Below are 26,924 nucleotides of genomic sequence, written 5' to 3' on the forward strand. Positions count from 1 at the left end.
CGTCGACGCCTACCTCCGCCGCATCCGCGCCAAGCTGGGCATCAACAACACGGCCGAGCTGACCCGCCTGGCCATCTCCATGGGGCTGTGACACCCGGCCACTCCACCGGAACCACCGGGCCTACCACTGCCAGCGCAACTCGGGCCGGTAGGGGCTGCACGGTTTCAGATCGAGCCCGGGGTTCAGCATCGCCAGGTCGTCCTGATGCAGGCAGCGGCCGCCCGATCCGATCCTTCCGTCGGCGTCACGCCACCACGTCTGGGCGCTCGACCCGCTGCACGGTGACAGGCTGACCTGCGCGGAAGCGGTGAGACAGGCCCCGGACCCGGCGGCCCGAACGGTGGCGCCCACGAACGTCCACCGCTGGGCCGGCCCGCCGTCGCAGTCCGCGGTCGTGACGGCACCATCCGCAGGGCGGCGCCGGTCCTGCGCAAGGCAACGTTCGACCGCGACCTTCGTATTCGTGCGGCCTATCGCCGACACGATCTCGCCGGGACGAGCCTGCCTATGCGTCCTGCGGTGTTCCCTCGCGATCCACCGGCGAAAATCCTGGCTGAGGGTGAGTCCGGCCGGGCAGGGAGCCGTGAAACATCCCGTGTACCTGAGGTACGCGTCGTAGACGGCTTCCTTGTCGCGCCGCTGTTGGGCAGTGAGATTGGCCGGAAGCAGCGAGAGGCCGTAGCCGACGTAGGAGGCGACGGTCGGGCGGGCGCGAGCGACGAAGGCGGCCTTCCGGAAGAACCGACCTGTCATCTCGTGGTCGCTGTGATCGGCCGGATTCGGCGGGCCGACCCCGAAGGTGGCACTGTCGTAGTCGAGCGTCAGGATGCGTTCGGCCTTCCGGAGGGAAAGGACGTCGGAGAGCACCGAGGTCAGCTCTTCCCTGGTGTAGGGCTTCGCTCCGTCCACCGGCTTGATCGTGGCGATCTGCCCGCGAAACAGCTTCAGCAGGCTCTGCCCGGCGTACCGCGTGCTCCCGGCGCCCTTCGCAAACCCGTCGGGCAGCCGGAGGAAAACGAGCCGTACGTCGGGGCGGCCGTCCAGGACGAAGGACACGAGGCGGTGGCCCCGTACGGTGAGATCGCTGCGGTGCCAGCGGTTGGGGACACCCGCCATCGTGGCGTAAGACGCCTGTAAGCCCTCTTCGCGTCGTCGTACGTAGGGGTCCTCGGCGAACGAGCGCCCAGCGTCCCCGGCGGTCAGGTAGACGGTGCCGACGGAGCACCGGTGACGGATCAGCCGCTGGACTTCGGGGTTGATGAAGAGCAGGTCATCGTCCTGGTGTGCCACGCCGATCAACGTCGGTCGGCATTCGGTGCCCGGCTCCACACCTCTCCGGGCTCCGGTCTGCTGCCCACCGTAGGCATGCGCGACGTCGACCTGCAGGAACGAAGCGATTCCACTCAGCACGACGCCCAAGGTCAGGGGAAGCGCCCGCCAACGGCGCCGCCGCTCGCGGGGGATGCGGCGCACCGCCGGCGGTGGGGAGCCCGCTCCGAGACCCGGTGCGGAGGCCGGGGCTTTCCCCGTACCCGCGCGTATCCGGCTGTCGACCGACTCCGACCCTGACCTCACCTCGGCCCCCTTCGGCGGACTCGTCCGTCCCTGCGCCTGCGCGCCTGCGCCCCGCGCCGGCAAACCGGCGCGCACGCTCTCGGTGTGCTGTGCTCCGATGCTAGGGGCGAGCGTGGCGTGGCAGCGACACGGGCGGGCCGATCGGTGGATCGACGAGGAGCCGGCGTCGACGCCGGCGGCCGCCTGCCCCTGATCAGCGGCATCTGGTAGGCCGTCGAATATTTCCGTGCCATGGCGTCGGGGGAAGTGGAGACTCACCCCATGGACATCAAGGCGTTCCGGGACGCGGTGAGTGGCTGGGCGAACGGCGGTCCCGGTGGGGCGGCGAGGGATCTGGCGGTGCGGCTGGGGTTGCGGACGGCGGTGCTGCTGGAAGGGCCGAGCGACCTGGCGGCCGTCGAGGCGCTCGCCGTACGCCGTGGCCGGGACCTTGCCGCCGAGGGGGTGTGCGTCGTGTCGATGGGCGGGGCGATGAGCGTCGGCCGCTACGCCGGCCTCCTCGGACCGCCCGGCCTCGGATTGCAACTGGCGGGACTGTGCGACGAGCGCGAGCAGCCCTTCTACGACCGCGGCCTGAACCGGGCACGGGCGCCTCACCAGGGCTTCTTCGTATGCGTGGCGGACTTGGAGGACGAGCTCATCCGCGCGCTCGGCACGGCGGCCGTCGAGGAGATCGTCCGAGCCGAGGGCGATCTCCGGGCCTGGCAGACCTTCCTGTGCCAGCCCGCGCACCAAGGTCGGCCGCGGCAACAGCAGTTGCGGCGTTTCCTCGGCACGAAGAAGGGCCGCAAGATCCGCTACGGTCGCCTCCTCGTCGAGGCCCTCGGGCCCGGACAGGTACCGGCCCCGCTCGACGATCTCCTCGCGAGCCTGTGAAGCCCCTCGTCTGAAGCCCCTCGTCGTCGCGGCGGCCGCCGCGTTCGGCGCGACGTTCGCCAACTCCTGGCGCTCCCCCGGGGTCAGGGCTCGGAGGTGGTGAGGACGCCGATCTTGTCGAGGCGGTGTTCGGGGTTGTTCTGCGCGTCCCGCCAGGAGTTGCCCGCCGCCTCGTCCTCAGGTGTCAGACAGGTGGACACGGTGATCATCGCGCTGTTCGGCGCAGTGCCGCTCGAACCCGGCACCGCAGCGCGCTGCTCTTCCATGGAGGACTGTGACCGGAACGACGTCGTCCGCGTCGAGGTGATGACGTACTGGTACGTGACGCCGCCGGCCGTGACGAACACCGACGCGCCCGCGGGCAAGGACGGCAGGGCGCGCAGGGGCCCGCCGGCCACGATCCGGTGGCCGGTGACGATGTAGTTGCCGACGTCGCCGGGACCGACGCCGCCGCCCGGACCGTACGGGCTGGCGGCCACGCCCTGGTCCTGGATGCGGGTGCCCGCCGCGTCGTCGGGACTGCCCTGGTAGGGGATGACGGGGAGTCCGGAGACGCCGATGGCGGGTATCGACAGGGTGGCTGCCTGGATCTTCGCCATGGGGGCGGCGGTCAGGTCCGCAAGCCCCGTGGGAGCCGTCAACAGGACGGCGAGGGCAGCACTGGCGAGCGCCAGTGGCCCGCTGCGCGTGCAGCGTGGGAGGCGTGGAGTCATGGGGGTGTCCGAGGGTCTGCCGGGTTCTTGTACGGATCACACCGGCCGGTCGGCTCTTCCAGCGTGCCACAGGGCGGGACGCACGGCAGCCGGGCACGACCCCCTCACGCGCCCGGTGTTCACGGCGCGGTGCGCGGGTCCCGGGCCGCGGTGTGCGGCTCCCCGGTGAACGCGATGCCGGCGAGGTGGCTGCGGGAAGACCGGTCCAGCAGTACGACGGAGGCCGCCTCGGGCACGGCGTCACGGCCGCGGTCGGCCAGCGCGCCGAACAGCCGCCCGAGTCCCCGGACGTGCCCGGCGAAGGTCCGGCGGGAGACGTGGCGGCCGCGGGACCGCTGTCCCGACAGCGCGGCGGCGGGGCCGACGTCTACGAGGACCAGGTGGACGCCGCCGGTGCGGCCCGCACGGAGCGCCGCCGCGCGCAGCCATGTGCGCATCCACGCACGGCTTCCGCAGTCGTGCACGAGGAGGGGCTCGCCGCACGCCACTGCCTCCCTCAGCCAGGTGAAGTGCCGCAGCCGGGCCCACGGCCGGTACACCGCGTAGGGCAGCCATGCCGGCATGCGGGACTCGCACTGCACGTGGGTGACCCGCGGCTCGACGACCCGCACGCCCGCAGCGCGCGACCAGCGCTCCAGCAGCGTGCTCTTGCCGCTGCCCGGCAGACCCGAGACGACCACGACGGCGCCCGGGGGATACACGACCGTGCGCGCGGGGACCGGGACCATGCCGCGCAGGTCGACCAGCCCGCGAGGGCGGAGTTCACCCGCGGGACCGGTCCCCGCAGAGAGCAGTGGTGCACGCAGCGCAGGCCCCGGTCCCTGCGCGCGGGCGCGGCTGCGGGTCGAGCTTCCCACCGGCTCTCCCGCGGCGCGCAGCGGCTGCTTCGCCGTGCTGTCCAGTTGGACGGCAGCGGACTGGAGGCCGGTTGTCCGGTCGGCCGGCGGGGTGGGAGGGACATCCCGGTTTCGATCGATCACCCAGTGAACGCTATCGGTCCGTGAGACCGGCGCCGGCTGCGAAGAGGCGGGCGCAGCGCTGCGTCATCTCCGCCGGGGTCTGCTCCGGGTGTTTGACCCACCAGCGGACGAGGGTGGCGACCAGGTCCCGCCAGACGTACTTGAGGGCGTCGGCGTCCAGCGGGTCGGTGGATCCGGCCGCGCGCAGCAGTTCGGCGGTGCCACCGGCCGCGAGGTCGTCGATGGCCGCCCAGTACTCCGAAGCCCGGCGTGCGGCCTCGCCGCCCGACGGCAAGGAGGTGTCGTACAGCACGAACCACGCCTCCCGCTGCCCCTCCAGCGCGGTGAAGATGCTGTCCAGTACGCGCAGCGGGGTGTGCGGCGTGGTCCCGTCCGGCCCCATCGCCGTCCGGATCCCGTCCAGGAGCCGGTCCCCGACGGGGACCAGGCAGGCCAGGTAGAGGTCCTCCTTCGTTCCGAAGTACTGGTGCAGCAGCGTCTTGGTGACACCCACGCGTGCGGCGATCGCGGGGAGCGACGCAGCCGCGTAGCCGCGGGTGCCGAACTCCTGCGTGGCGGCCTCCAGCATCTGCCGACGGCGGTGCTCCCGGGGAACTCCCTTGGTGCCGGCCTTCGTAGGGGGGGTTGCCATGAAGGGATATTATCAGTAGGTAATTTACCTCAAGGTAAGTTACTGCGAACCCTGGAGCCATCCATGGCCGGCACCCCCACGCAGCCGACGTCCCGCACCCGCTCCTGGTGGGGCTGGGGTTGGACCGAAGCACAGCCCGACGACGCGGAATGCACCGCCATGGGCGCCCTGCTCCCCGGCACCCTCAGCCGCCCGCTCCCGGTGCCCCGCATCCGCGATCTGGCCATCGGGAGTCCCGCTGTCGAACCCCCGCGGAGCCTCGCCGGTCTGGTCAGCGACGAGCCCCGTGACCGCGCCGCGCATGCCATGGGAAAGGCGTACCGCGACGTGGCGCGGGCCCTTCGGGGGCGGCCCGGCCGCATCCCCGACCTCGTCGCCCGCCCGACGGACGACCGCGGCGTCGCCGACCTGCTGGACTGGGCCGGCGACCGGCAGGTCGCCGTCGTCCCGTACGGCGGCGGCTCCTCGGTCACGGGAGGCGTGGAGTACCGCGGCGACGCCCACCGGGCGGTGATGTCCCTCGACCTGACCGCCATGGGACGCGTCCTGGAGGTCGACACCGAGGGGCGGGCGGCACGTATCCAGGCCGGTACCCCCGGGCCGAGCCTGGAGGACCAGCTACGACCCCACGGCCTCACCCTGAGGCACTTCCCGCAGAGCTTCGAGTTCTCCACGCTCGGGGGCTGGCTCGCCACCCGGGCCGGCGGGCACTACGCCACCGGCCGCACGCACATCGACGACTTCGTGCAATCGCTGCGTGTCGTCACCCCGGCCGGCACGAGCAGTTCGTGGCGGCTGCCCGCCTCGGGGGCGGGCCCCTCCCCCGACCGCCTGTTCCTGGGCTCCGAAGGGGCCCTCGGCGTCATCACCGAGGCATGGGTCCGCCTCCAGGAGCGCCCGCGCTTCAAGGCTTCCGCCGCGGTCGCCTTCGCCGACTTCCACGACGCGCTGCGGGCGGTGCGCACCCTCGCGCAGTCCGACCTCTCCCCCGCCAACTGCCGTCTCCTGGACGCCGGTGAGGCCGCGCTGTCGGGCTCGGCGCAGGATGGCTCCGCCGTACTGGTGCTGGGATTCGAGTCGGCGGACGAACCGGTGGCTTCCCGTCTCGAACGGGCGGTCGACCTGGCCCGCTCACACGGCGGCCGGTACGGGGGGAGCGCCGGCCCGGACGGCTCCCCGGCAGGCGACGCGGCCGTGAGCGCCTGGCGCTCGGCCTTCCTGCGCATGCCGTACCTCCGCGACGGCCTGGCCAGGATGGGTGCCGTCGCGGAGACCTTCGAGACGGCGGCCACCTGGGACCGGATCCCCGCCCTGATCGAAGCGGTGCGCACCGAGATCGGCGAGGCGGCGCTGAAGGCCACGGGTCACCCAGCGACCGTCAACTGCCGTCTGACGCACGTGTATCCGGACGGCGCGGCACCCTACTTCACCGTCCTGACAGCCGGCCGCGCCGGTGACGAGGTGGCCCTCTGGGACGACCTGAAGGCCGTCGCGGGCGAGGTCCTGCACCGCCACCGGGCCACCATCACCCACCACCACGCCGTGGGCCGGGACCACCGGCCCGGCTACGACCGCCAGCGCCCCGAACCCTTCGCCCTCGCACTGCGGGCCGCGAAGGGGGCGCTCGATCCGCGGGGCATCCTCAACCCGGGTGTGCTCGTGGACTGACCCCGCCTGCGAACCGCGACCGGGGCCCCTGTTACGGCCGAACGAGCCACCGCACGATCTCGGGGGCCGCCGTCAGCGGCAGCGCATGATGGGACACCCCGGGGAATACGTCGATCCGCGCGCCCGGCAGCATCGCGCGCGCGGCCCGCGCCGCCCGGGCGGCGTCGTGGCAGCGGGCATCGGCGGCGAACAGCGCCTGCACCGGCAGCTCCCCGAGGCCGCGGAGGTCGGGGCGCGGTCCGGTGACGGGCCGGGCCGTGGGGAAGCGGGCCGTCTCGTCCTGGAGCCGCAGCCACTGGGGGTCCAGGGCCGCCCCGCCGGTCTCCCACGCCAGGAAGCCCCGGATCCGGGCGGGGGTGGGCCGCACCAGCATGGGCAGGGCCCGCAGTACGTATCCGGGCCGGAGCCCGGCGAACACCCGGGTCGGGTCGAGCAGGACCAGCCGGGTGAGCCGCCCGGGGCGCCGGGCCGCGTAGTGGGCGGCTATCCACGCCCCGTACGAGTGCCCGCCGAGGCCGACGGGGCCGCCGCCGAGCCCGTCGAGCACCGCGTCCAGCCACCGCACGACGTCCTCGACGGCCCGCAGCGGCCGCCCGGCCGCCGGCACGCCGAGCCCGGGATCCCCGACCAGGTCCACGGCGTGCAGCCGGTACGCCTCGGTGGCGGCGACCCCGCCCCACACGGCGGAGGTCGCCCCGCCGCCGGGGAGCAGCACGAGGGGCGGGGCGTCCGCGGCTCCGCTGCTGTTGACGCGGGTGATGCCGTACGGCGTGGGCAGCCGCGTCGCTTCCACCGGGCCGGGCCACTGCTGCAGGACGGCCTCGTAAGCGGCGCGGAAGGAGGCGGGCACAGCGGACTCGGACGTGACAGGCATGGCACACATGGCCGCCCCCAATCCCTCGACAGGCGATAATCTCGCTCAGCGAGAGATATTAGGCGGAGGCGATGTGGACGACAACACGGCAGACGACACCATGGACCTGGTGCACCTCCTGCGCGCCGTGACCGTGGAATTCGGGCTGCGGCAGGCGGAGTTCGCCGCCCGCAACGACATGCACCCGACCGATGTACGGGCCTTGATCTGCCTGTTGGACGCCGCCCGCGCGGGCGAACCCGCCACGCCGGGCCTGCTCGGGGCCCGGCTCGGCCTCAACTCGGCCGGGACGACGGCCGTCATCGACCGGCTGGAGCGGCTGGGGCACATCGCGCGCCTGCCCGACGAGCAGGACCGCCGCCGTGTCCTGCTCGGCGTCGAACCGCAGGCGGTGCGCCTGGGCTGGGAGTTCTTCGGCCCGCTGATCGAGGGGGTGCTCGACGTCCTGCACGGGTTCACCCCCACCGAACGGGAGACGGTCCGCCGCTTCCTGTCGGCGACCCACACGGCCCTTGCTCCGCAGCCGGAACCGTGACACGGGGCGTGGCGCACTTCCGGAAGCGGTCAGGGACCGGCATGAACGAGGCCCGCCCACAGAGACGGCGTCACCGGGAACTGGTGGCGGGCCGCGCGCACGGAGTGGTGGAGGGCGTGCGCCGCGTGGTGGGTGCGGAGGGAACCGTCAGCTGTCGAAAGAGCATTGTAGAAGCGTGCGGCGGTCTTTGCGGCGACCCCGTCCTCGATCTCCCAGAGCGTGCCGATGACGTGCTGGAAGCCGGCGAGCTGGAAGGCGCTCGCGAGGTGGATGGTCTCGTCGATCAATTCGCGCGTGCTGCTGAAAGCCGTCCTGCAGGCCGACAGGTACACCAGGCGCGCGTGGCCGAGGTTCACGGTGGTCAGGCTGGCCGCGGTGAGCGGGTCGACCTGGTGGTCGTGCAGCAGCAGTCGACTGTTCGAGGGATCGATGGGGTCGCTCGCTCCGTGGCAGGAGAAGTGCGCGATCGTGCAATGCGGCAGGGCGGCGAGAACGCCGGCCTTCGTCGGGGTGTGCGCAGAGACGGTGGGCCCCTCGACGAAGACGATCGGATCGGGCCACAAGGCCCCCGGAGCGCGGATTTCCTCCGAGGCGCTGCGCAAGGGACCGGCACCGGGGGTGGTGGGCATCGCCACCACGAGAGCGCGGTCCGTCCGGGACACCGAGGGCGTGCTCCGCGCATGTCGAAGAGCGGAGAGGGTGGGAGTGTAGGAGGAAATCGCGCGGTCGAGCACGGTCCGGCCGTCGCCGTCCTCGTGGTAGCCGGCGGCGTGCAGCGGAAGGAGGCCGAGGAGGCCGCCGGGTACCCACCAGATCCTGGGCCACGGCTGGTGCGCTGCCTGCCTGGCACGCAGACCGAGCCTGTCCATGGTGGGACTCACCGCCTCGTCCCAGAGCCACTTCAGCGTCTCGCTCAGAGAGGTCTCGTATGCCACGCGCTTCCTCCACGGCACACCAGGATCCGCGACCCCCTCCAGGGCCTCGTGGAAGGCTTCGACGTGCCGCATGAGCTCGCTCTCGCGAATCCCCGGAAGGTGAAGGTGGGTCACCCCGGAGGCGGTGATGATGAGGGCCTCCGTTCCGCTGCGCTGGGTCGTGAAGGTCACCACCGGCCCGTCGGAGGCCGCAGCAATGAGTTCCTCCGCACCCGGGGGGCGCATGAAGGTTGCGAAGCCCGGCAGGGCACGGATGCGTGCTGTCGTCGCGGCGAAGTCCCGCGCCAGGGCCTGCCTGGCGTGCCGGTCTTCTTCACTGACGGCAGTTGTTCGCCGGGTCAGGATGCTCCTGGCATCGGCATCACGGTCGAGTTGGTGACGCAGCTGTGCGAAGCGGTCCGCCAGCTCGGGATGCCGCTCGTGAAGATCCGAGAGGTCGCCGCGGGTGCGCAGGACCTGGCTCAGCAGCACTGACCGCCCCATTTCGAGCAGCTGAAGGGCCCGCAGCGCCCGTTGGCGGGCGCTTCCGGCGGACGATCCGAGAACGGCGCCGGCCGCCTCGGCGGCCAGGCCGGCCAGCCCGCCCAGCGCATGCTGCCGGTCCTGCCATGCCAACTGGAGCGGCGCCACCTCCGGCATGAGGTGGACGGCCCCTTCCAGCAAGGAAGCCGCTTCCGTGGTGGTGCGGGAGCGTCCGCCCACGGATGCGGCCAGACGTGCGGCTTCGATCCGCTGTGACGGTGTGGTGTGGGGCGCCTCCAGCAGGTCGGTCAACACTGACAGGGCGCGCTCGGCACTGGCGCTGTGCCCCGGGTCCTGTGCATGCAGCAGCAACGTACGCGCGAGGAGGAGGCGAGCCGGCGTGTGGACGATCGCGTCCGAGTCGCAGTGCGCGGCCTCCTCGGCGGCAGCCACGAGCTCGGACCACGTGACAGAGCCATCACCCTGTTGGTGGAGGGCCTTGAGTGTCGTCGCCCACTCGTAGAGGTACCGGGGTCGTTCCGGTGCGTCCGGCGCAGCCGACGTGAGGACCTGACGCAGGAGGGTCGCCGCCCTCCGTAGGTGCTCGCTCTCCCCGGTTGCGTGGAAGAGGTACCTGAGGGCGATCGAAAGGTTGAGGATCCGGCCTGCATGCTCAGGATGGCCTTCCGGCGTCTGGGCGACCGTCGCCTCGAAGAGAAGTCCCGCGTGGGTGAGGTCCTCGGGGTTCTGCAGCCGAAGGTATCGGTCGAGCAGGAGGGAGGCCGTATTCGCCATGTGCAGAATGCGCTGGAACCTGGGTGCGCCCGGGATCTCAAGTGCGGCCCGGGCCGCTCGCAGAGCCTCGTCCAGATCTTCCAGAGCACCGGTGCGCGCGTAGCACTGACGTGCGATGACGGTGAGTGTCAGCAGGTAGGGGAACCGCTTCCGGTCGTCCGGGCCGGCACTGCGCACCGCGGCTCGGCTCAGCTCGGCCGCGCGCTGGATGTCGGCGGGAATTCCCTCGCGCTGATATTTGTCCGCCATGGCCGACGCAAGGTTGGCGAGTGCCTCTCCTCGCTCAAGGTCGTCCTCAGCCAGGGATTCGAGGGCTGTTCGGGCAAACGCGAGAGCTTCGTCGAGATCCTCCACTGCACCGTGGCGGCGAAATCGAAACTGCAGGGAAGCAGAGAGGACTGTCTGCGTGTAGGAGAGCAGCGGCGTTCCTCCGGGTGCACGACGCTCTGCATCACGGGCAACGGAAATGGATTCCTCCAGGTCCGCGTCCTCGCCGAGGATCTCGAAGCGCATTCTCAACGCCTGTCCCAGGTGGAGCAGAGAAGCTACCTCATCGGCTGTTCCCCCGGTCGTGTGTCCGATCGTTTGCCGTAGTGCCGAGATGAAGACGTCAAGGTCCTCTTCGCTTCCGGACTGCAGGAATTGCTCCCGTAAGGCATGGGTCAGACCGACGTGGAAGCCGGCCAGATCGGAGTGGTCGACTCCGGCAGCCGCAATGGCCGCGCGGCGCGCCTCGATGGATTGCGCCAGGTCCTCCGGCTCCCCCGTTCGCTCGAACCGGGTCTGGAGGGCGACTCCGAGGTTGCCGAGCAGCCCGGGCCGGTCGGGGTGGTCGTCGGGACCCGACCCGGCGGCCAGGCGGAAGAAGACGACCGCCTCATCCAGATCCTCCGGCCGGCCGGTACGCGCATGCCGCAGCATCAGGGTGGCAGCGAGATTGGACTGGTACAGCATCCGGTCCGGGAAGGTCGACGGGGCAGCCGCTGCGAGACGCCGCCACAGGTGCAAGGTCAGGTTCAAGAGGTCGGAGTCGTCGGTTTGTTGCAGATCGCGCGACCACTCCACCGCCAGGTCGAACAGCGTGCCGAAGAGCAGAGGGAGCATGCGGTCCGGTATCGGCCCGGCACCCGACAGGAAGCAAGGAATGAAGCATTCCATGGCCCGGAGGAGCTCATCCTCTGATTGGCCTTCAGGCAGCGCGACATGACGGTACCAATGCAGCCAGCCCAAAGGCAGCGCGACGTCCACCTCGTTATTTCGCCCGCTGTCGGCCAAACGCCGCACCACATCAAGCACGGCCGGGTGCAGGGCGAGTGACGGATCTCGGGAAATCCGCTCCACCCACCCCCGGGCATCATCCAGCAGCTGGTCGGCCATCGCCCCGCCCCCCTCTTACCCGTCCGCTCGGGACGGTACTCCACATCCCGGAGTAGGGCTCGGGAAAAGCCGATAGCCTTGCCGCTGAAGGGTGCATCCACGTCCTGTGCCACCGGCCGTGCCGGGCGGCAGAGCCGGGGGTTGATGTGGGGGAAACAGGGGAAATCGTGTGTGGTGAGCAGCTGCCGGACGTGCTCGCGTACGTATGCGCGCACGAGGAAGAGGTCCGCGATCGACTGGCCGGGTTGGGGCGCCTCGATCTTTGGGAGGATCTGCTGGCCGCATTGCCGGAGCAGGTCGATGTCGCTCCGATCGTGCAGGCGATGCACACCGCTTTCCAGAACGCCCGCGATGCACTGGGGTTGCTCGGAGCGACCCGGCGCGACCGGCCCGTGCGTCCCGCCGGTACGGGGCCGGCCACTCCTGTCGAAGCGCTCTTTCTCTGCCCCGTCGGTCGGTGTACCCGTTTCTGGGCGGCAGAGCCGGGGGAAACCAGGCCTCCGCGCTGCGAGATGAGCGGCGCGCCCTTGCGCTGGGAAGGGCTGTGAGGTGCTCGCCGAACTCGGCAAGAAGATCGCCGAACGCTGGCTCTCCCTGCTCGCGCTCCCCGGTGCCCTGTGGCTCGCCACACTGACCACGGCGCACGTGCTCGGTCAGCGGCACGCGCTCGACGTCAGCCGCCTCGTCCGGCGGATCGACGGCTGGGCCTCCTCGGCCACAGGGCGCTCGCCCAGCGGCCTGGCCGTCGTCCTCCTCGCCGTGCTCCTCGGTTCGGCCGGGGTCGGCCTGGCCGCCCAGGCTGTCGGTGTCGCGGCCGAGCGGCTCTCCCTCGCAGCGGAGTGGGCACGCTGGCCGCCGCCCTTGCGCCAGTTTGCCCGGTGGAGGGTGACCCGTCGTCGTGAGCGCTGGGACGAATTGGTCCAAGCACGCGACGCACAGACGGAGTTACGGCGCCGCGCCCGCGCGAGGAGCCGTATCACCGGCCTTCCCGACCCCGATCCGACGGCCGATCCGGGAAGGAGCCCGCGGGACCCGACACTCATCTCCCCCGAGCGACCCGCCCGTCCGACCTGGTCAGGGGACCGTCTGCATGCCGTCGAACTCCGCCTGAACCGTGACTGCCGCGTGGATCTGCCGACGGTGTGGCCGGCGCTGTGGCTGGCCCTGCCGGACTCCGTCCGGGGAGAGATCACCGCCACGCGCGAGGCACTCGCCCGGGCGATGGTGCTGGGCGGATGGGGCATCCTCTATGTCCTCCCCGCGTTCCTCTGGTGGCCCAGTGCGTTGATCGCCTGCGCGGTCGTGGCGACCGCCTGGCCCCGTGCCCGTGCCATGACCGACGCCTACGCGATGCTCCTGGAAGGTGCTGTGCGACTCCACGCCCTGGATCTCGCCCGGAGCGTCGGGGTGCCCCATGTCGAGCGCCTGGACAAGACGACGGGCTGGCAGCTGACGTGTATCTTGCAAGGCCGCGGTGACCTGATCGAGCTCACCTCTCCCGAGCCGCCGACCGCTGCGTGAATGCCCGCCCGTCCCCCGGCCGGTCACCCGCCCTCCCCGCCCGGCGGGGCGGCCGGGAGGGTGAGGGTGAACACCGCCCCGCCTTCGGGGCCGTGGCCGGTGGCGGTGAGGGTGGCTGCCAGCCGGGTGGCCAGGCGGTGGGCGATGGCCAGGCCCAGCCCACTGCCTACCGGCCGCTCCGCGCGGTAGCGCTCGTGCAGCGCCCCCCGTTCGAAGGCCACCGCCACGTCGTCGTCCGTCAGTCCCGGTCCGCCGTCGCGGACCTCGATGCGCATACCGCCGCCCGGGACCGCGGCGAGGGCCAGGACCACCGGCCGGCCCGCCGGAGTGATCCGCAGGGCGTTCGCCAGCAGGCAGTCGGCGAGCTGCCGGACCCGGAAGCCGTCGGTCCGTACGGGCCGGGAAGGCTCACCCGCCGCGGGCGGTTCCCACCGGAAGACGACCCCGTGCCGGGCGCACCGGTCCCGCCACACCTCGACGGCCTGCTCCAGGAGCGCGACCAGGTCGGTGTCGGCCGGTGCGAGGCGGAACTCGTCGGCCTCCAGCCGGGCCAGGTCGAGCAGGTCCGACAGGAAGCGGTCCAGCCGCTGCGCCTCGGCGACCAGCACCCTGCCCGTCTCGGCAACCCGGTCCGCGGGGATCACGTCGTCGGCCAGGGCCTCCGCGTAGCCGTGCATCGTGGTGAGCGGGGTTCGGATCTCGTGGGAGATGGAGAGCAGGAACTCGCGGCGGCCTTCCTCGCTGCGCAGCAGGGCCTGGTCCAGGACGGCCATGGCGCGGTTGAGCTCCACCACCTCGGCGGGCCCGCCGCCTGGTTCGCCGCCCGCCCTGTCCTCCCGTACCGCGTCCGGTCCCGTCGCCGCGATGCCGCGCTGGCCGTCGGCCAGGCGGCCCGCGATCTCGGCGGCGCGGGTCAGCGGGCGGGTGATGCGGCGCGCCAGCAGCAGCCCGGCGCAGGCCGCCCCGACCAGCCCGGCGCACAGCGGAAGGACCAGGCTCCGTCGGATGCGCGCGGCGGCCTCGTCCACCTCGACCATCGGCTTGGCGAGCACCACCCCGCCCGCCCCGAACGTCCGCCCCTCGACGATGACCCGCTCCCCGCCGAGGGTCCCGGTCGCCGACAGCGGCCGGCGCGTGAGCAGCAGGTCCCGCTGTGCGTTCGTGACCGCCGCCGAGGCCGGACCGTGGAGCGTGCCCGACGCGTCGAGGACGGCGAGGCGCAGCCCGTTGGAGCCGGCGATCAGCTGCTCCCCCTCCACCAGCAGCACCGACAGCCGCGGGATCCGGCTCAGTGCGGTGGCCTGCCGGGCGAGCCGGCCGCGCTCCTGGGCCTCCGCGCTGCCCCGGGCGGTGTACCAGGCGGTGAGCCCGCTCATCAGTACGGCGACCAGGGCGATCAGCCCCGCGAACAGGACCAGTTCTCGCGCGAGGGTGCCCCGTCGTCGGGGCCGCCGCCCGGGGCCGGCGGCGCTCACGCGGTCTCCTCGGCCGCCGCGCTGTAGCCGACTCCCCGGACGGTCCTGATCGGGCCGGCGTCGCCGAGTTTGGCGCGGATCTGGGAGACGTACACGTCGACCACGCGCTGGTCGCGGTGGGCCGAGTCGCCCCACACCTGGTCCAGCAGCTGGGTACGGGTGAACACCTGCCCGCGGTGTTCGAGCAGGAAGGCGAGCAGGTTGAGTTCCAGGGCGGTGAACTCCACCGCAGTGCCGTCGACATGGACGGTGTGCCGGGCGGGGTCGACCCGCAGCCGCCCCACCGTGTGCACGGCCGGAGCCGCCGTGGGGCGGCCCCCGCGGCGGAGCACGGCGTTGACGCGGGCCACGAGCTCACCGGGCGAGAACGGCTTCGTCAGGTAGTCGTCGGCGCCGAGCTCCAGGCCCAGGATCCGGTCCGCCTCGTCACCGCGGGCCGTGACCAGCAGGACCGGGGTCCAGTCGTCCCGCTCGCGCAGCCGGCGGCACAGCGTCACCCCGTCCATGCCGGGCAGCCCGACGTCCAGTACGACCGCCGCCGGCGCGAGCCGTGCCACCGCGTCCAGACCTGCGGGGCCGTCCTCGACCGTCTCCGTCCGGTAGCCGTCCCGCTCCAGGTACAGCCGCTGCAGCGCGGCGATGTTCGGGTCGTCCTCCACGATGAGGACGAGCCCCTTGCGGGTGTTCATGACGACTCCGGTGACCTGTGCGCGGAGCGGAGCCGCGGAGGGCGAGCGGGGGACGCGACTCATGCTAGCCAGCCGGCGCCCCACGTCCGGGGTGCGCGGCGCGCCGCCCGTGCGGCCTCACACAGCCCTAACAATCCCCTCATGGTGGCCGGGCAATCAGCGGCCATGATCGGTGCCGGGGGCCGGGTGCCGGGTGCCGGTGCCGGGTGCCGCCGGGGCATACGCGCCGCCCCGCCGTACCCCGTTCCCTCCCTCTTCGTACCGATCCCCGGCAAGGACTCCCGCCATGAAACTGAGTGACCAGGCCGCACCACCCGGCTCCGCCCCGGGCGGGCTGCTGTACCGGACCGGCCGGGCCTGCGCCCGCCGCCCCTGGCTCGTGATCGCCGTCTGGCTCCTCGCGCTGCTGGCGGCCGTCGGCGCCGACCGAGCCTGGGGCGGGCAGTACCAGGACGACTTCGCCCTGCCCGGCACCGCGGTGCAGACCGGCGCGGACCTGCTCGACGCCCACGGCGGCCCGGCCCACCGCGGAGTCCCGGCGCAGGTCGTCCTCTCGGCCGGCGGGGAAGGCCTGGCCGGGCACCGGGATGCCGTGGAAGACGCGGGGCAGCGGCTCGCGGCCCTGCCCGGGGTGATCGGCGTCGTCGACCCGCTCGCCACTCCTGCCGCCGTGACCGGGGACGGCCGTACCGGCTACTACACCGTCCGCTTCGACTCGAACCCGGCTCAGTTCGACACGTCCTACCTGGAACGGGTCGACGCCGCGGTCGCGCCGCTGCGGGCCGGCGGGGTCACCGTCGAGTACGGCGGACCGCTCGGCAAACTCGCCGCCCCGGTCGGCGCCGACCGGGCGTCCGAGGTCATCGGCATCGCCACGGCCGTGATCGTCCTGCTGCTGGGCTTCGGCAGTGTGGCGGCCGCCGGGTTCCCCCTGATCAGTGCCGTCGTCGGACTGCTGGCCGGGCTGGCGGGACTCGGCCTGCTCGCCGCCGCGTTCGACTTCGCCGCCGTATCGCCCACCCTCGCGGTGATGATGGGCCTCGGCGTCGGGCTGGACTACTCGCTGTTCCTGGTCACCCGGCACCGCAAGCTGCTGCACACCCTGTCCGACCCGGCCGAGGCGGCCGGCCGTACGGTCGCCACCAGCGGCCGGGCCGTGCTGGTCGCCGCGCTGACCGTGACCGTGGCCCTGGCCGGACTGTTCGCCTCGGGCGTCGGCTTCATCGGCATGCTGGGTGTCGCGGCGGGCACCACCGTACTGACCGGCGCGCTGGCCGCGCTCACCCTGACGCCCGCCCTGCTGGGCCTGGCCGGCCGGCGTATCGACCGGCTCCGCGTCCGCACCCCCGTCGACGAACCCGGCGACGAACCCGGCGGCGAGCCCCGCGGCGACGGCGACGTCTGGCAGCGCTGGGCCGCCGCCGTCGGACGCCGGCCCTGGACGTTCCTGCTGGTCGGCGCCGCCATGCTCGCGCTGCTCTCCGTGCCGGCCGCGTCCATGCGGCTCGGCCACGTCGACGCCGGCGCCTCGCCCGTCAAGGCCACCGAACGCCGCGCGTACGACCTGCTCGCCGACGGATTCGGGCGGGGCGCGAACGGGCCCCTCACCGTCGTGGTCACCCTCGACAAGGCCGGCGCCGCCCCCGACCAACGCACGGAGCTCGCCGGGCAGCTCCACCAGGCACTGACCGACACCCCGGGCGTGGCGTCGGCCACCCCGCCCGTCCCCACCGCGGACGGCGCCCTGCTCGTCTCCACCGTCGTACCCGACAGCGCCCCGCAGGACCGGGCCACGGCCGACCTGCTGCACCGGCTGGCGAAGGAGACCCTGCCCGGCGCGCTCGACCCGTACCACGCCACCGGCTACCTCACCGGGCAGAGCGCCGCCCAGCAGACCTTCCGCGACGTGCTCGCCGACCGCCTGCCCCTGGTCGTCGCCCTCGTGGTCGCCGCCGCGTTCGTCCTCCTGCTGGCCGTGTTCCGCAGCCCGCTGATCGCGCTGAAGGCGGCCGTGCTCAACCTGCTCTCGATCGGCGCCTCGTTCGGCGTCGTCGTCGCCGTCTTCCAGTGGGGCTGGGGATCCTCGCTGTTCAGCGTGGACGAGAGCGTGCCCGTCGAGTCGTACGTGCCCATGATGATGTTCGCCATCGTCTTCGGACTGTCCATGGACTACGAGGTGTTCCTGCTGGCGCGGATCCGGGAGTACTGGCTGGCGGGCCGCGACAGCCAGGCCGCTGTCGCCGCCGGCCTGGCGTCCACCGCCCGCGTCATCAGCTGTGCGGCGCTGATCATGACCAGCGTCTTCCTCGCCTTCCTCCTCTCGGCGAACCCGGTGGTCAAGATGCTCGCCCTGGGCCTCGGCTTCAGCGTGGTGCTCGACGCCACCGTGGTCCGGCTGCTCTTGGTTCCGGCCACGATGCACCTCCTCGGCCGTGCGAACTGGTGGATCCCCGCCTGGCTGGACCGGATCCTGCCGCACCTCGACCCGGAGGGCTGCCACCCGGAGGACTCCCGGCCCGGCGACCGGACGCGGGAGGTACGGGCATGAGCCGTGCCACCACCGCACGCGCCGGCGGGCGCCCCCGCACCGCGGCCGCCGGACCCGTGGCGAGCGCCCTGCCGTCGCGCTCCCGGCGCGGGACATGGCGGGCCCGGATCCTCGCCGGGGTCCTGGGCACTGCGCTCCTGGCCGGCGGCGCCGAAGCCGCCGCGACCGCGGTCGTCGAGAACGGCATCGAGGACGCATTGCGACCACGCCTGGGGCGGACCGACGCGGACCTCGCGGGATCGGGCCTGCTGGCGCTGGCCCGGGGACGGGTCGGCCGCGTGACCGTCACCGGGGACGATGCGGCACTCGGCCGGGTGACCGGGGCCTCGGTACGGCTGGGCCTGGACGGAGTCCCGCTGGGCGGGGGCGGCGGGAAGGCCGTTGACGCCGTCCACGGCCGGATCACGGTGCCGACCGAGGCCGTCCGCGCCTGGCTCACGACGGGGGAACAGTCCCTGCCCGTCAGCGAGGTGACCACCGATCCGGCGACCGGCGTCCTGCACCTCGGACTCGGGCCCGGCGGCGCCCTCGGCATCGCCGTCCGTCCGCACCTGCACGACGGACGCGTTGAGTTCACCCTGGATGCGGCCACCCTGATGGGCTCCCCGGCCCCGGAGCGGCTCACCCGGGGGATCCGCGACCGGCTGGCCGCGCGGCCGGGGGTCCAAGACCTGGCGCCGGCCCTGAAGCCCACATCGGTACGGGTCACGGACCGGGGCATCGAGGCCGTGGTCGACGCTCGTCATGTCGGCCTCGCCGCAACAGCCGGTCCCTTGCGACCGTGACCTCGCTTCGAGCGTCCCAAGAAATAGTAGCCATGTACATAGTATCCATGTACCATATCCACTGTGAGTACAGCACCTGAGGGCGCCACGGCGGGATTCCTGGTCTGGCGCTTGTCGATGAAATGGCGGGTGGCCGTCGACCGGGCGGTCGCGCCGCTGGGCCTGACCCATGCCCAGTACGCGCTGATGGCCTCGCTCCACGGCATGCGGCGCTCCGGGCTGCAGCCCAGTCAGCGTCAGCTCGCGGACACCACCGGGCTCGAACCGCTGTACGTCTCCAAGCTCGCCCGCGCCCTGGAGGCCGCCGGACTCGTCGCCCGCACCCGGGACCCGAACGACCCGCGCGCCATGCGGCTGTCGCTCACCGAGCAGGGGTGCGACGTCACAGGCCGCGCGGTCAGGGTGGTCCAGGGGCTACTGGACCAGCTGCTGGAGCCGCTCGGAGGACAGGACAGCCCGCGCACGCGGCAGTTCACCCGCGAGCTGGCGACCCTGCTCGATGCACCTCTTCATCCACACACCGAGAGCGAGAAGGAGCAGTCATGACCACCACCGCACCCCCGGTCAACGCCCGTGTCATCGCCCTGGCGCACCATGCCGGGCGCGCCCTCGCGGAGGGCGTGCTGGCCCGCCACGGCGTCACGTTCCACCAGAGCGTGACGCTCCGGGCCGTCGTGGTCGCAGGCGAGTCCATAGGCCGCGACGGGCTCGTCGCCGAGGTCACCGGCTCACTGAAGACCGACGAGTCGTTCGTACGCGGCGTCATGGAGGAGCTGACGGCCGCGAAGCTGGTGGAAGAGGACCCGGCGCAGGCGTCCCGGATTCGGCCCACGGACGCCGGACGGGACCTGTACGCGACCACAGCCGCTGCGACCGCCGAGATCGCCGCCCGGCTGTACGCCGGCATTCCGGCCGAGGACCTGGCGGTCGCGGGCCGCGTGTTGGCACTGGTCACGGAGCGGGCGAACGCCGAGCTGGACGGCGCCTGAGGTCCGGTCCGGCCCTGCACTGTCACACCGGGCGCCACCCGGCGGAACCGCGTGCGGCAGCGGCCCGGGTATGCGCCTGGGCTCGGAGGGCGCGGAGCCCTCGGACGGGGCGTTCAGCGCACGACCTTGATGCCGAAGCCTTGATGCCGAAGCGGCCGCCGAACTGCCGGCCCAGGCCGAAGCCGGTGGCCGAGCGCATGGGGGCGTACATCTCCATCCCGCGGACGCAGTGACGAAGGACTTGCCACCTTCACCTCGGGCAGGGCCCGCTGGATCTGCTCGCCGAGGCTGCCGGTGTCACACGGGTCGAGCTTCGGCATGGTCCCCCACGGCGTCGGCGCGGATGCTCGACTTCGGGGTCGTAGATGAAGGGGACGGCGTAGTCAACGAGCACCTTGCCGGCGAGGGAGTCGCTGATGGCGGTCAGCGCGGTGACGGCGTTACGCCCGTCGATGCCGTTGACGACGAGCTCGTCGGCGGCGGCCGCGGCCTCGCGGAAGGTGCCCGGGGTGATGCCGGGGTGGTCGACGAGCCACCGGCCGTAGGGAGGGTTGCCCATCACGTCGGGCTCGCTGCGGGCCCCGGGTCGCCTTCGGGTCACGGGTGCCGACATGGCCGTCGTGGCCCAGCTCCACGAGCTTCGCGGCGTGCGCACGCACCCCGCCGCGGGTACCGAGAACAGCGATTTTCATGCGGAACCTCCTGTTTTGCTCGGGACGCCAGGTCCACAGCAGGAGGCTTCCAGGACATCCCGTGTCCTTTGACGTGGCCCTTTTCGGCGGCGCAGGAGCGGGATGAGCGGCAATGAGAGCCCCTGCGGTGGTGGTCCGGCTCCGCTGGGGCCGCGGGGCAGAGGGTGGGGCTCACCGCACGGCCGAGGTCCACCCCTGGCGGTGGAGGCGGTCGAAGCCGTCCAGGAGGAGGTCCAGGGCGAATTCGAACTCGAACTGGTCGTCGCAGCCCGGGCCGATGACCGAGCCGTCGTCGTGGGCCACCGCCGCGGCCAGCTCCATGACGTGCGGGTACGGGCTCGGACCCGCCGGGGCGGGCGCCGGAGCGGGACCCGCCGGGGCGTCGAACAGCTCCTGGGTGAAGCCCAGGACCCGGCTGCCCAGGGCGTGCATGACGTGATGCGTCAGGTCGACGGAGAGCCCCCCGGCCCGGAACATGCCGATCACCGAGTCCAGGTATGCGAGGACGGCCGGGGTCGGGCCGGTGCGCGAGCGGATCACCTCGGCGGCCCACGGGTGGCCCAGGAGGGCAGCGCGCGCGGAGAGGATGCGGTGGCGGACCGCGCTCTTCCAGTCGGCGCCGGAGGCCGGGGCCTCGATCTCCCCGACGACCGCTTCCACCATCGCGTCGAGGAGTTCGTCCTTGTTGGCGACGTGCTTGTAGAGCGCCATGGGCACGACGCCGAGCTCCTGGGCGAGCTTGCGCATGCTGAGCGCTTCGATCCCGATGCCGTCGGCCAGCGCCACCGCGGCGTGCAGCACGCGCTCGCGGTTCAGGGGGGCGCGGCGCACCTGTTGCGTATTCGCCATGTTGACGAGTGTACGCAGTACACCTACGGTAGGGCCCAGGTGTACGCCGTACACCACAACAGGGGGTGCCCATGAATGCGAGCAGGAGAACCGCGATCGTGGCGGGGGTCTTCTTCCTCGTCACCGAGATCGCCGCGATCGGCGGACTGGCGCTGTACGGGCCGGTGTTGAACGGGCTGAACGGTGCCGACTACGTCCTCGGCCCCGGCGCCGACACCCGTGTCCTCGGGGGCGCGCTGTGCGAGCTCGTCCTCGTGACCGCGGTCATCGGGACCGGCGTCACCCTGTACCCGGTCATCCGGCGGCAGAACGAAGGCGCCGCTCTGGGACACGTCTGCGGGCGACTCCTGGAAGCCGCCGTCATCCTCGTCGGCATCATCGGCGTCCTCTCGGTCGTGACGCTGCGCGGGGACTACGCCGGCGCCGACACCGCGTCCTTCACCACCACCGGCAAGGCCCTGGTGGCGATCCACGACTGGACGTTCCTGCTCGGGCCGAACGTCGCCCTGGGGGCGAACACGCTGGTGCTGGCGTGGCTGATGTACCGCTCGCGGCTCGTCCCGCGGCCCATCGCCGTCCTGGGGCTCATCGGCGGCCCGCTGATCTGCGCGTCGGCGGCCGCCGTGATGTTCGGGCTCTACGAGCAGGTCTCCCCCGCAGGGTCGCTCGCGGCCCTCCCGGTGTTCGCCTGGGAGGTGTCCCTCGCCGTCCGCCTCATCACCAAGGGCTTCGACCCGCAGGCCATTCGGGCGGTTCAGCCGTCGTGACACACCGAGCCGAACGCACATGAGCTGCCGGCCGGCGAACACGGACACGGACACGGCGTAGAGGTCCGCGCCCGCCTCCCCCCGCCCTCTGCCTCCGCAACGGCGGCGGGAGGGGCCGGCGCCCCTCAGCACCCCTCAGGGTCGGGGGAGCACCGCATCCACGACCTCGGCTGCGAAGCCGTCCGGCAGCGGTTCGCGGCGCAGCAGCACCCGGACCCAGACGGCGCCGGCGACGAGGTCGACGAGCAGCTTGGGGTCCGTCGCCGGCAACTCGCCCCGGGCGCGGGCGCGTTCGAAGACGGGCTGCTCGCGGGCGAAGCGTTCGGCGAACAGCTCCCGGGTGAGTTCCGCCAGTTCCGGCCGGCCCGATCCGCCCGCCAGGGCGCGCACGACCGGTTCGGCGTACGGCCCCGTGAGCAGCCCGATCACCTGCTCGACGAGCGCAACCAGGTCTCCGCGCAGGCTCCCGGTGTCCGGGACGCAGATGTCGAGAGCCCGGGCATGCAACACGGTGGCGCGCACCAGGGCGGGCTTGGAGGGCCACCAGCGGTAGAGGGTCGTCTTGTTCACGCCTGCAGCCCGGGCGACGCCTTCGATGGTGAGGCCGTCGTACCCGTGCTCGGCCAGCAGTTCGAGGGTGGCGTTGAAGATGGCGGAGGCGGCGCGGGGACCTCTGGTGTCGCTCATGGAGGCATCGTACGCTGGAATTGCAACGCAACGTTGCGTTGCATTTCACTGTACGTCGAGGGAGAAGTTGCCGATGTCCGCCAAGAGTGCTGTCCCTGCCACCGTGACGTGGGGGCTGCTGGCCGCCTGGGTGCTGAACGACGCCGAAGAGCTCGCCACGATGGCGCGCTTCTCCCGGGCGCCCCAGCGCCGGGTGAACACCGCGATCGGGCTCATGGGCTGCGTCGTGGCGGCGGCCTCGGTCGCGGGTGCCCGCACCGGTGGGCAGAGCCGCTTCTTCCGCACGGCCGTGACGGGCTTCGGCCTGCACGGAGTCACCCACCTGGCCTCGGCCGCCGCCTTGGGCCGCTACACGCCGGGCGTGGCGACGGCGCCGACGGTGGTGATTCCGTACGCCTTGTGGGCTGCCCGACAGATGCGAGCGGCAGGCGTGCCGTTGACGAACGGCAATGCGCGCGAGGCGGTGCTGCACGGCCTGGGCCTGGCCGCCCTGACGACGGCAACGGTCCACGGAGTGGCCTGGCTTGCCACCCGACGCACCGCCTCGGCCGCCCACCAGCGGGGCAGCGGCATCTGAACCGGCAGTCGACGTACCCCTAGACCACCGGGGGGTTGAGCCGGGCGAAGCCCTCCTGGCGCTGGTACGGGAAGTACGGGTAGGGGGCCGTCCGGCTGCTCGCCGCGTCGAGCCTCGCCATCTGCTCGGGGGTGAGCGTCCAGCCCACGGCGCCGAGGTTCTGGCGCAGCTGTTCCTCGTTGCGGGCGCCAATGATGACGGAGGACACGGTCGGCCGCTGCAGCAGCCACCGGAGGGCGATCTGCGGTATCGCCTTCCCGGTTTCCTGCGCGATCTCGTCCAGGGCGTCGACCACGCGATAGAGGTGCTCGTCCTCCACGGGCGGCCCGTAGTCGGCGGTGTCGTGCAGCCTGCTGCCGGCCGGCAGCGGACGGCCCCGGCGGACCTTGCCGGTGAGCCGTCCCCAGCCCAGGGGGCTCCAGACGATCGCGCCCAGCCCCTGGTCGAGCCCGAGCGGCATCAACTCCCATTCGTAGTCGCGGCCGATGAGGGAGTAGTAGACCTGGTGGGCGACATAGCGCTCCCGGCCGCGGCGGTCGGCGGCGGCGAGCGACTTCATCGCCTGCCAGCCGGAGAAGTTGGAGATGCCGAGGTGCCGGATCTTCCCGGCCCGCACCAGGTCGTCCAGGGTGGACAGGACCTCCTCCACCGGGGTGCCGGCATCGAAGGCGTGCAGCTGGAAGAGGTCGATGTAGTCGGTGTCGAGGCGGCGCAGGGCGTTGTCGACGGAAGCGATCAGGCGGGATCGCGACGTGCCCGCGTCGCCGGGGCCGTCTCCCATGGGCAGGCCGGCCTTGGTGGAGATGAGGACCTGGTCCCGGCGCCCGCTGAGGGCGGCCCCCAGGACCTCCTCCGACGCGCCGCCGGAGTAGACGTCGGCGGTGTCGAACATGGTGATCCCGGCGTCGATGCAGATGTCCACGAGGCGACGCGCCTCCTCGACACCCGTAGTGCCCCAGGCACCGAAGAGCGGCCCCTGTCCGCCGAAGGTCCCGGCACCGAAGCTGAGCGCCGGAACCTGAAGTCCGGACGCACCCAGTCGCCTGTACTCCATGACGAATCCCCTCTCTCCCACCCCCACTAATGGGGCTTTGGTTCCATTAAGATGACCGCAGCGTAGCAAGTATTGACAGCTAATGGAACTGGAGACCCATTATGGAGTTTGCGGAAGCCGAGTCGGACCCGGGCACCACCCGGCCCGGAGGGCGTACCGCGCGCGTACGGGCGTCCGTGCTGCGCGCCGCCGCGGACGTCTTGGCCGAGCAGGGCTTCGCCCACCTGGACCTCGCCGACATCGCGCGCCGCGCGGAGGTCGGGAAGACGACCGTCTACCGCCGCTGGGGCACGACCACCGGACTCGTGGCCGACCTGCTGCTGGACATGGCTCAGCAGTCGGTGCCCCGCACGGAAACGGGCTCACTGCTCGGGGACCTGAGGGCGAACACCCGTCTGGTGCAGCGGACGCTGGCGGATCCGCGGCAGGGGGCCCTGTTCAAGGCGGTGATCGCGGCCGCCACCTGTGATCCGAAGGCGGCGGAGGCCCTGCAGGGCTTCTACTCCGCCCGCGTCGACGCGTGGGCGCCCTGTGTCGAACAGGCAGCCGCCCGCGGAGAGGTGCCTGAGGGCACGGACCCGCACGAGGTGATCCGCGCGGCGTCCGCCCCGCTCTACTACCGCCTCCTGACCACCGCCCTCCCCCTCGACGAGGACGCTGCCGACCGCGCCGCCACGGCCGCGGCGGCGGCCGCGCGCGCGGGCGCGTACGTACGGGAGGCGTAGCGGCGTTACGGGGTACCCACCCCGGTTGCGAGGTGCCGACCGCGACTACGGGGTGGTACGGACCGGGAAAGTGAAGGTGTAGCCCTGCTTGGTGAGCCAGGGCAGGTACTTCCTGAGCGCCGCGACCGTCTCGCTGCGGTCGCCGCCCCCGTCATGGAACAGGACGGTCGGCTGCCGGGGCAGCTTGCCCTCCAGCGCGGCGACGATCGCCGGCAGGCCCGGCCGGCTCCAGTCCTTGGGGTCCACGCTCCAGCCCAGTGGCCGCATCCCGTTCGCGGCGGCTATCGCACGGCTGTCGGGGGTGAAGGCGCCGCCCGGTGCACGGTAGTAGGTGACGGCGACGCCCGGCACGGCCTTCTCGATCATGGCCTTGGCGTCCAGGATCTGCTGCCGCTGGTAGGCGACGGGCTTGTGGTCCATCGTCACGTCGTGGTCGACGGAGTGGTCACACAGCTGGTGCCCGTCGGCGGCGACCGCGCGCACCAGATCCGGGTACTTCTGCGCCCGCGTTCCGACCATGCAGAAGGTGGCCTTCACGTGGTTCTGCCTCAGCACCTGGAGGACCTGCGGAGTCCAGCGCGGGTCCGGACCGTCGTCGATGGTGATGGCGACGTCGTGGCCCGAACCCTGGGCCAGCCGGGAGATCCCCAGCGGAACCGGGGCCGCGCCGTGGGCGGACCCGGAGGGGTTGGCGGCCGAGGACCGGGCCGCCGAGCCGTCCGTGGCGGCGAGGGCCGGTGTGCCGGTGGCTGCCAGGACGCCGAGGACGGCCGCCGCCACGGCGGAGCCCGCCCGCCGGCGGCGCACGGAACTGCTGGTGATGCCCATGGACGCGCTCTCCCTTTGCGCTCGGCCCCCGGATCTCGCGTGTCCGAGCCAGGGTAGGCCACGTGTACCGGCCCCTTCTGTGGTGCGCGGCACATGCGGTGCGCCGGGCCGCAGCCGGCCCGCGCCCGCCCGCCCCGCAGCAGCTACCGCTCCGTCCCCGGACACCGGGGCACGCCGCGGCCCCCGGCGGTGTCAGTGCTCGGCTCCGCTCAGCTCCCCCGCCGTCCCCGCCCTGGCTCCGGAGGCCGAGTCGGCGGTGCGTCAACTGTCGGGGCCCGCGCAGCCGTCGACCGGCACGGGCCCGGGCGCGACGACCCTCAGGTGCACCGCGCGCCCGGCAGACCCCCCGACCCTGCGTTGTCACCGCCTGGCTGTAAGTTGCCTCTCACCGTCTGTGCAAGGAGCGCCACCCGTATGTCCATACCCCCGCAGCCACCGTCCTCCCCCGAGCCGTACCCGCAGTCGGGCCCGTACGGAGAGCCGGGGCAGCCCGGGCCGTACGGCAGTCCGCAGGGCTGGTACGCACCGCCCCAGATGCCGCCGGCGCTGCAGAAGACCAACTCGCTCGCCATCGTCTCGTTCGTCATGTCGATCCTCTGCGCGGTGCCGCTGGTCCCGCTGATCCTCGGCATCATCGCCCTCTCCCAGATCCGCACCCGCGGCGAGAAGGGCAAGGGCTTCGCCATCGCGGGCATCGCCATCCACGGCGCGACCATCCTCTTCTACGTGGTCCTGCTCGTCCTCGGGTTCTCCGGAGTCCTGAACGACGGCCCGTCGCCGCAGCGCGACACCAGTGGCCAGGTGACCACCCCGGGATCCAGCGCCGTGGAGGACATCCGCAAGGGCGACTGCTTCAACACGGGCGGAGACCTGGAGGAGTACGACGACGAGGACGGCGGGCAGGCCGGCTTCACGGTGCGCATCGTGCCGTGCGCCGAGGCTCACGAGGGCGAGGCGTACCACGTCTTCAACCTGGAGGACGGGTCGTACCCGGGCAAGGACAAGGTCATCTCGATCGCCGAGGAGAAGTGCGGCGGCACGGCGCTCACCGATTACGTGGGCGATGACGCGAAGCTCCCGAAGACGATGGAGGTGTACTACTACTTCCCGCAGGTCACCACGTGGATCCGCGGCGACCGCGAGGTCACCTGCTTCCTGGGCAGCACCAGCGGCACGAGCACGGGATCGGTCCACACCACCGGTTCTTCCTGAAATGCCGCCGAGGGTCGGTGTGGACGCGGGTCGGCGCTGACGACGGTCGGAGCCCGTCGTCAGCGCCCCCCCGCACCCGCGGGGCGCGCCCCGGGCGGGGGCCC

The 26,924-nt window shown here is 72.4% G+C and carries 26 protein-coding genes; 13 read left to right on the forward strand and 13 right to left on the reverse strand.

Annotated elements, in window-relative coordinates; all coding sequences use genetic code 11:
- Nucleotides 1-121: 121 nt before the first annotated feature.
- Nucleotides 122-1,411 carry a PIG-L family deacetylase gene (locus tag AB0B01_RS27425; protein WP_361724478.1) on the reverse strand — a complete coding sequence of 430 codons (1,290 nt, stop codon included), beginning with the start codon at nt 1,409-1,411 and terminating at the stop codon, nt 122-124.
- 426 nt (nt 1,412-1,837) lie between these two features.
- On the opposite strand from AB0B01_RS27425, the gene AB0B01_RS27430 reads away from it, so the two are divergent.
- On the forward strand, nt 1,838-2,452 hold the full coding sequence (locus tag AB0B01_RS27430) for a TOPRIM nucleotidyl transferase/hydrolase domain-containing protein (protein WP_361724481.1): 615 nt from the start codon (nt 1,838-1,840) through the stop codon (nt 2,450-2,452).
- Between the two features lie 83 nt (nt 2,453-2,535).
- Here the strand turns inward: AB0B01_RS27430 and AB0B01_RS27435 are convergent, their stop codons facing one another.
- The 3 genes from AB0B01_RS27435 to AB0B01_RS27445 form a co-directional block, all read right to left on the reverse strand.
- Entirely contained in the window at nt 2,536-3,165 is a 630-nt protein-coding gene (locus AB0B01_RS27435) for a sortase (protein ID WP_361724484.1), read from the reverse strand.
- A gap of 119 nt (nt 3,166-3,284) precedes the next feature.
- Nucleotides 3,285-4,145, reverse strand: coding sequence for an AAA family ATPase (locus AB0B01_RS27440; RefSeq protein WP_361724487.1), 861 nt, complete (start codon nt 4,143-4,145; stop codon nt 3,285-3,287).
- Nucleotides 4,146-4,155: 10 nt separating this feature from the next.
- The gene (locus AB0B01_RS27445) at nt 4,156-4,776 is read right to left on the reverse strand and encodes a TetR/AcrR family transcriptional regulator (RefSeq protein WP_361724490.1); all 621 of its coding nucleotides are present in this window, start codon (nt 4,774-4,776) and stop codon (nt 4,156-4,158) included.
- 63 nt (nt 4,777-4,839) lie between these two features.
- On the opposite strand from AB0B01_RS27445, the gene AB0B01_RS27450 reads away from it, so the two are divergent.
- Nucleotides 4,840-6,444 (forward strand): FAD-binding oxidoreductase, encoded by a 1,605-nt coding sequence (locus tag AB0B01_RS27450; RefSeq protein WP_361724493.1) that lies wholly within the window; start codon nt 4,840-4,842, stop codon nt 6,442-6,444.
- A gap of 31 nt (nt 6,445-6,475) precedes the next feature.
- On the opposite strand, the gene AB0B01_RS27455 is transcribed toward AB0B01_RS27450, so the two are convergent.
- A complete protein-coding gene (locus AB0B01_RS27455; RefSeq protein ID WP_361724496.1) occupies nt 6,476-7,327 on the reverse strand; it encodes an alpha/beta hydrolase in 852 nt (283 codons plus the stop codon).
- A gap of 91 nt (nt 7,328-7,418) precedes the next feature.
- Here AB0B01_RS27455 and AB0B01_RS27460 point away from each other — a divergent pair, with 91 nt between their 5' ends.
- Entirely contained in the window at nt 7,419-7,853 is a 435-nt protein-coding gene (locus AB0B01_RS27460; RefSeq protein WP_361724553.1) for a MarR family transcriptional regulator, read from the forward strand.
- Nucleotides 7,854-7,882: 29 nt separating this feature from the next.
- On the opposite strand, the gene AB0B01_RS27465 is transcribed toward AB0B01_RS27460, so the two are convergent.
- On the reverse strand, nt 7,883-11,422 hold the full coding sequence (locus tag AB0B01_RS27465; RefSeq protein WP_361724499.1) for a CHAT domain-containing protein: 3,540 nt from the start codon (nt 11,420-11,422) through the stop codon (nt 7,883-7,885).
- 167 nt (nt 11,423-11,589) lie between these two features.
- On the opposite strand from AB0B01_RS27465, the gene AB0B01_RS27470 reads away from it, so the two are divergent.
- Nucleotides 11,590-11,970 carry a hypothetical protein gene (locus AB0B01_RS27470; RefSeq protein ID WP_361724502.1) on the forward strand — a complete coding sequence of 127 codons (381 nt, stop codon included), beginning with the start codon at nt 11,590-11,592 and terminating at the stop codon, nt 11,968-11,970.
- A gap of 1 nt (nt 11,971) precedes the next feature.
- The gene (locus AB0B01_RS27475) at nt 11,972-12,943 is read left to right on the forward strand and encodes a hypothetical protein (RefSeq protein WP_361724505.1); all 972 of its coding nucleotides are present in this window, start codon (nt 11,972-11,974) and stop codon (nt 12,941-12,943) included.
- A 23-nt stretch (nt 12,944-12,966) separates the two neighbouring features.
- Here AB0B01_RS27475 and AB0B01_RS27480 read toward each other — a convergent pair whose 3' ends face one another.
- Together AB0B01_RS27480 and AB0B01_RS27485 are read right to left on the reverse strand one after the other, a co-directional pair.
- Entirely contained in the window at nt 12,967-14,418 is a 1,452-nt protein-coding gene (locus AB0B01_RS27480; protein ID WP_361724508.1) for a HAMP domain-containing sensor histidine kinase, read from the reverse strand.
- Complete coding sequence (locus tag AB0B01_RS27485; RefSeq protein ID WP_361724511.1) at nt 14,415-15,107, reverse strand: response regulator transcription factor; 693 nt, start codon at nt 15,105-15,107, stop codon at nt 14,415-14,417. The genes AB0B01_RS27480 and AB0B01_RS27485 overlap by 4 nt, the downstream gene beginning before the upstream one ends.
- A 286-nt stretch (nt 15,108-15,393) precedes the next feature.
- On the opposite strand from AB0B01_RS27485, the gene AB0B01_RS27490 reads away from it, so the two are divergent.
- The 4 genes from AB0B01_RS27490 (at nt 15,394) to AB0B01_RS27505 (ending at nt 19,429) form a co-directional block, all read left to right on the forward strand.
- Nucleotides 15,394-17,655, forward strand: a complete 2,262-nt coding sequence (locus tag AB0B01_RS27490) for an MMPL family transporter (RefSeq protein WP_361724514.1) — start codon at nt 15,394-15,396, stop codon at nt 17,653-17,655.
- The gene (locus tag AB0B01_RS27495) at nt 17,652-18,440 is read left to right on the forward strand and encodes an LmeA family phospholipid-binding protein (RefSeq protein ID WP_361724517.1); all 789 of its coding nucleotides are present in this window, start codon (nt 17,652-17,654) and stop codon (nt 18,438-18,440) included. The genes AB0B01_RS27490 and AB0B01_RS27495 overlap by 4 nt, the downstream gene beginning before the upstream one ends.
- 63 nt (nt 18,441-18,503) lie before the next feature.
- Nucleotides 18,504-18,986: a MarR family transcriptional regulator gene (locus AB0B01_RS27500; protein ID WP_361724520.1), complete on the forward strand. Its 483-nt coding sequence runs from the start codon at nt 18,504-18,506 to the stop codon at nt 18,984-18,986.
- Entirely contained in the window at nt 18,983-19,429 is a 447-nt protein-coding gene (locus AB0B01_RS27505) for a MarR family transcriptional regulator (protein ID WP_361724523.1), read from the forward strand. Before AB0B01_RS27500 ends, AB0B01_RS27505 begins: the two co-directional genes overlap by 4 nt.
- Before the next feature lie 250 nt (nt 19,430-19,679).
- On the opposite strand, the gene AB0B01_RS27510 is transcribed toward AB0B01_RS27505, so the two are convergent.
- Both AB0B01_RS27510 and AB0B01_RS27515 read right to left on the reverse strand, forming a co-directional pair.
- Nucleotides 19,680-19,988, reverse strand: coding sequence for a hypothetical protein (locus AB0B01_RS27510; protein WP_361724526.1), 309 nt, complete (start codon nt 19,986-19,988; stop codon nt 19,680-19,682).
- A gap of 304 nt (nt 19,989-20,292) precedes the next feature.
- The gene (locus AB0B01_RS27515; protein WP_361724529.1) at nt 20,293-20,970 is read right to left on the reverse strand and encodes a TetR/AcrR family transcriptional regulator C-terminal domain-containing protein; all 678 of its coding nucleotides are present in this window, start codon (nt 20,968-20,970) and stop codon (nt 20,293-20,295) included.
- Between the two features lie 71 nt (nt 20,971-21,041).
- Between AB0B01_RS27515 and AB0B01_RS27520 the strand changes: the two genes are divergently transcribed.
- On the forward strand, nt 21,042-21,737 hold the full coding sequence (locus tag AB0B01_RS27520) for a DUF4386 domain-containing protein (RefSeq protein WP_361724532.1): 696 nt from the start codon (nt 21,042-21,044) through the stop codon (nt 21,735-21,737).
- 135 nt (nt 21,738-21,872) lie between these two features.
- Here AB0B01_RS27520 and AB0B01_RS27525 read toward each other — a convergent pair whose 3' ends face one another.
- On the reverse strand, nt 21,873-22,424 hold the full coding sequence (locus AB0B01_RS27525) for a TetR/AcrR family transcriptional regulator (RefSeq protein WP_361724535.1): 552 nt from the start codon (nt 22,422-22,424) through the stop codon (nt 21,873-21,875).
- A gap of 73 nt (nt 22,425-22,497) precedes the next feature.
- Between AB0B01_RS27525 and AB0B01_RS27530 the strand changes: the two genes are divergently transcribed.
- Entirely contained in the window at nt 22,498-23,001 is a 504-nt protein-coding gene (locus AB0B01_RS27530; protein ID WP_361724538.1) for an HXXEE domain-containing protein, read from the forward strand.
- Between the two features lie 19 nt (nt 23,002-23,020).
- Here the strand turns inward: AB0B01_RS27530 and AB0B01_RS27535 are convergent, their stop codons facing one another.
- Nucleotides 23,021-24,055, reverse strand: coding sequence for an aldo/keto reductase (locus tag AB0B01_RS27535; RefSeq protein WP_361724541.1), 1,035 nt, complete (start codon nt 24,053-24,055; stop codon nt 23,021-23,023).
- A 101-nt stretch (nt 24,056-24,156) separates the two neighbouring features.
- On the opposite strand from AB0B01_RS27535, the gene AB0B01_RS27540 reads away from it, so the two are divergent.
- The gene (locus AB0B01_RS27540; protein ID WP_361724544.1) at nt 24,157-24,780 is read left to right on the forward strand and encodes a TetR/AcrR family transcriptional regulator; all 624 of its coding nucleotides are present in this window, start codon (nt 24,157-24,159) and stop codon (nt 24,778-24,780) included.
- A 45-nt stretch (nt 24,781-24,825) separates the two neighbouring features.
- On the opposite strand, the gene AB0B01_RS27545 is transcribed toward AB0B01_RS27540, so the two are convergent.
- Nucleotides 24,826-25,608, reverse strand: a complete 783-nt coding sequence (locus tag AB0B01_RS27545; protein WP_361724547.1) for a polysaccharide deacetylase family protein — start codon at nt 25,606-25,608, stop codon at nt 24,826-24,828.
- A 414-nt stretch (nt 25,609-26,022) separates the two neighbouring features.
- Between AB0B01_RS27545 and AB0B01_RS27550 the strand changes: the two genes are divergently transcribed.
- The gene (locus AB0B01_RS27550) at nt 26,023-26,820 is read left to right on the forward strand and encodes a DUF4190 domain-containing protein (protein WP_361724550.1); all 798 of its coding nucleotides are present in this window, start codon (nt 26,023-26,025) and stop codon (nt 26,818-26,820) included.
- Nucleotides 26,821-26,924: the final 104 nt, after the last annotated feature.

This window comes from Streptomyces sp. NPDC044571 (genome assembly GCF_040647115.1).
In the GTDB taxonomy this organism is placed as follows: domain Bacteria; phylum Actinomycetota; class Actinomycetes; order Streptomycetales; family Streptomycetaceae; genus Streptomyces.

What these genes read in the sequence shown, in the direction of transcription:
- AB0B01_RS27540 (WP_361724544.1), top strand. Translation starts at nt 24,157, where the DNA reads ATGGAGTTTGCGGAAGCCGAGTCGGACCCGGGCACCACCCGGCCCGGA.
- AB0B01_RS27525 (WP_361724535.1), bottom strand. Translation starts at nt 22,424, where the DNA reads ATGAGCGACACCAGAGGTCCCCGCGCCGCCTCCGCCATCTTCAACGCC.
- AB0B01_RS27450 (WP_361724493.1), top strand. Translation starts at nt 4,840, where the DNA reads ATGGCCGGCACCCCCACGCAGCCGACGTCCCGCACCCGCTCCTGGTGG.
- AB0B01_RS27550 (WP_361724550.1), top strand. Translation starts at nt 26,023, where the DNA reads ATGTCCATACCCCCGCAGCCACCGTCCTCCCCCGAGCCGTACCCGCAG.
- AB0B01_RS27430 (WP_361724481.1), top strand. Translation starts at nt 1,838, where the DNA reads ATGGACATCAAGGCGTTCCGGGACGCGGTGAGTGGCTGGGCGAACGGC.
- AB0B01_RS27515 (WP_361724529.1), bottom strand. Translation starts at nt 20,970, where the DNA reads ATGGCGAATACGCAACAGGTGCGCCGCGCCCCCCTGAACCGCGAGCGC.
- AB0B01_RS27510 (WP_361724526.1), bottom strand. Translation starts at nt 19,988, where the DNA reads ATGGGCAACCCTCCCTACGGCCGGTGGCTCGTCGACCACCCCGGCATC.
- AB0B01_RS27545 (WP_361724547.1), bottom strand. Translation starts at nt 25,608, where the DNA reads ATGGGCATCACCAGCAGTTCCGTGCGCCGCCGGCGGGCGGGCTCCGCC.
- AB0B01_RS27530 (WP_361724538.1), top strand. Translation starts at nt 22,498, where the DNA reads ATGTCCGCCAAGAGTGCTGTCCCTGCCACCGTGACGTGGGGGCTGCTG.
- AB0B01_RS27535 (WP_361724541.1), bottom strand. Translation starts at nt 24,055, where the DNA reads ATGGAGTACAGGCGACTGGGTGCGTCCGGACTTCAGGTTCCGGCGCTC.
- AB0B01_RS27520 (WP_361724532.1), top strand. Translation starts at nt 21,042, where the DNA reads ATGAATGCGAGCAGGAGAACCGCGATCGTGGCGGGGGTCTTCTTCCTC.
- AB0B01_RS27435 (WP_361724484.1), bottom strand. Translation starts at nt 3,165, where the DNA reads ATGACTCCACGCCTCCCACGCTGCACGCGCAGCGGGCCACTGGCGCTC.
- AB0B01_RS27505 (WP_361724523.1), top strand. Translation starts at nt 18,983, where the DNA reads ATGACCACCACCGCACCCCCGGTCAACGCCCGTGTCATCGCCCTGGCG.
- AB0B01_RS27490 (WP_361724514.1), top strand. Translation starts at nt 15,394, where the DNA reads ATGAAACTGAGTGACCAGGCCGCACCACCCGGCTCCGCCCCGGGCGGG.
- AB0B01_RS27465 (WP_361724499.1), bottom strand. Translation starts at nt 11,422, where the DNA reads ATGGCCGACCAGCTGCTGGATGATGCCCGGGGGTGGGTGGAGCGGATT.
- AB0B01_RS27455 (WP_361724496.1), bottom strand. Translation starts at nt 7,327, where the DNA reads ATGTGTGCCATGCCTGTCACGTCCGAGTCCGCTGTGCCCGCCTCCTTC.
- AB0B01_RS27495 (WP_361724517.1), top strand. Translation starts at nt 17,652, where the DNA reads ATGAGCCGTGCCACCACCGCACGCGCCGGCGGGCGCCCCCGCACCGCG.
- AB0B01_RS27485 (WP_361724511.1), bottom strand. Translation starts at nt 15,107, where the DNA reads ATGAACACCCGCAAGGGGCTCGTCCTCATCGTGGAGGACGACCCGAAC.
- AB0B01_RS27445 (WP_361724490.1), bottom strand. Translation starts at nt 4,776, where the DNA reads ATGGCAACCCCCCCTACGAAGGCCGGCACCAAGGGAGTTCCCCGGGAG.
- AB0B01_RS27460 (WP_361724553.1), top strand. Translation starts at nt 7,419, where the DNA reads ATGGACCTGGTGCACCTCCTGCGCGCCGTGACCGTGGAATTCGGGCTG.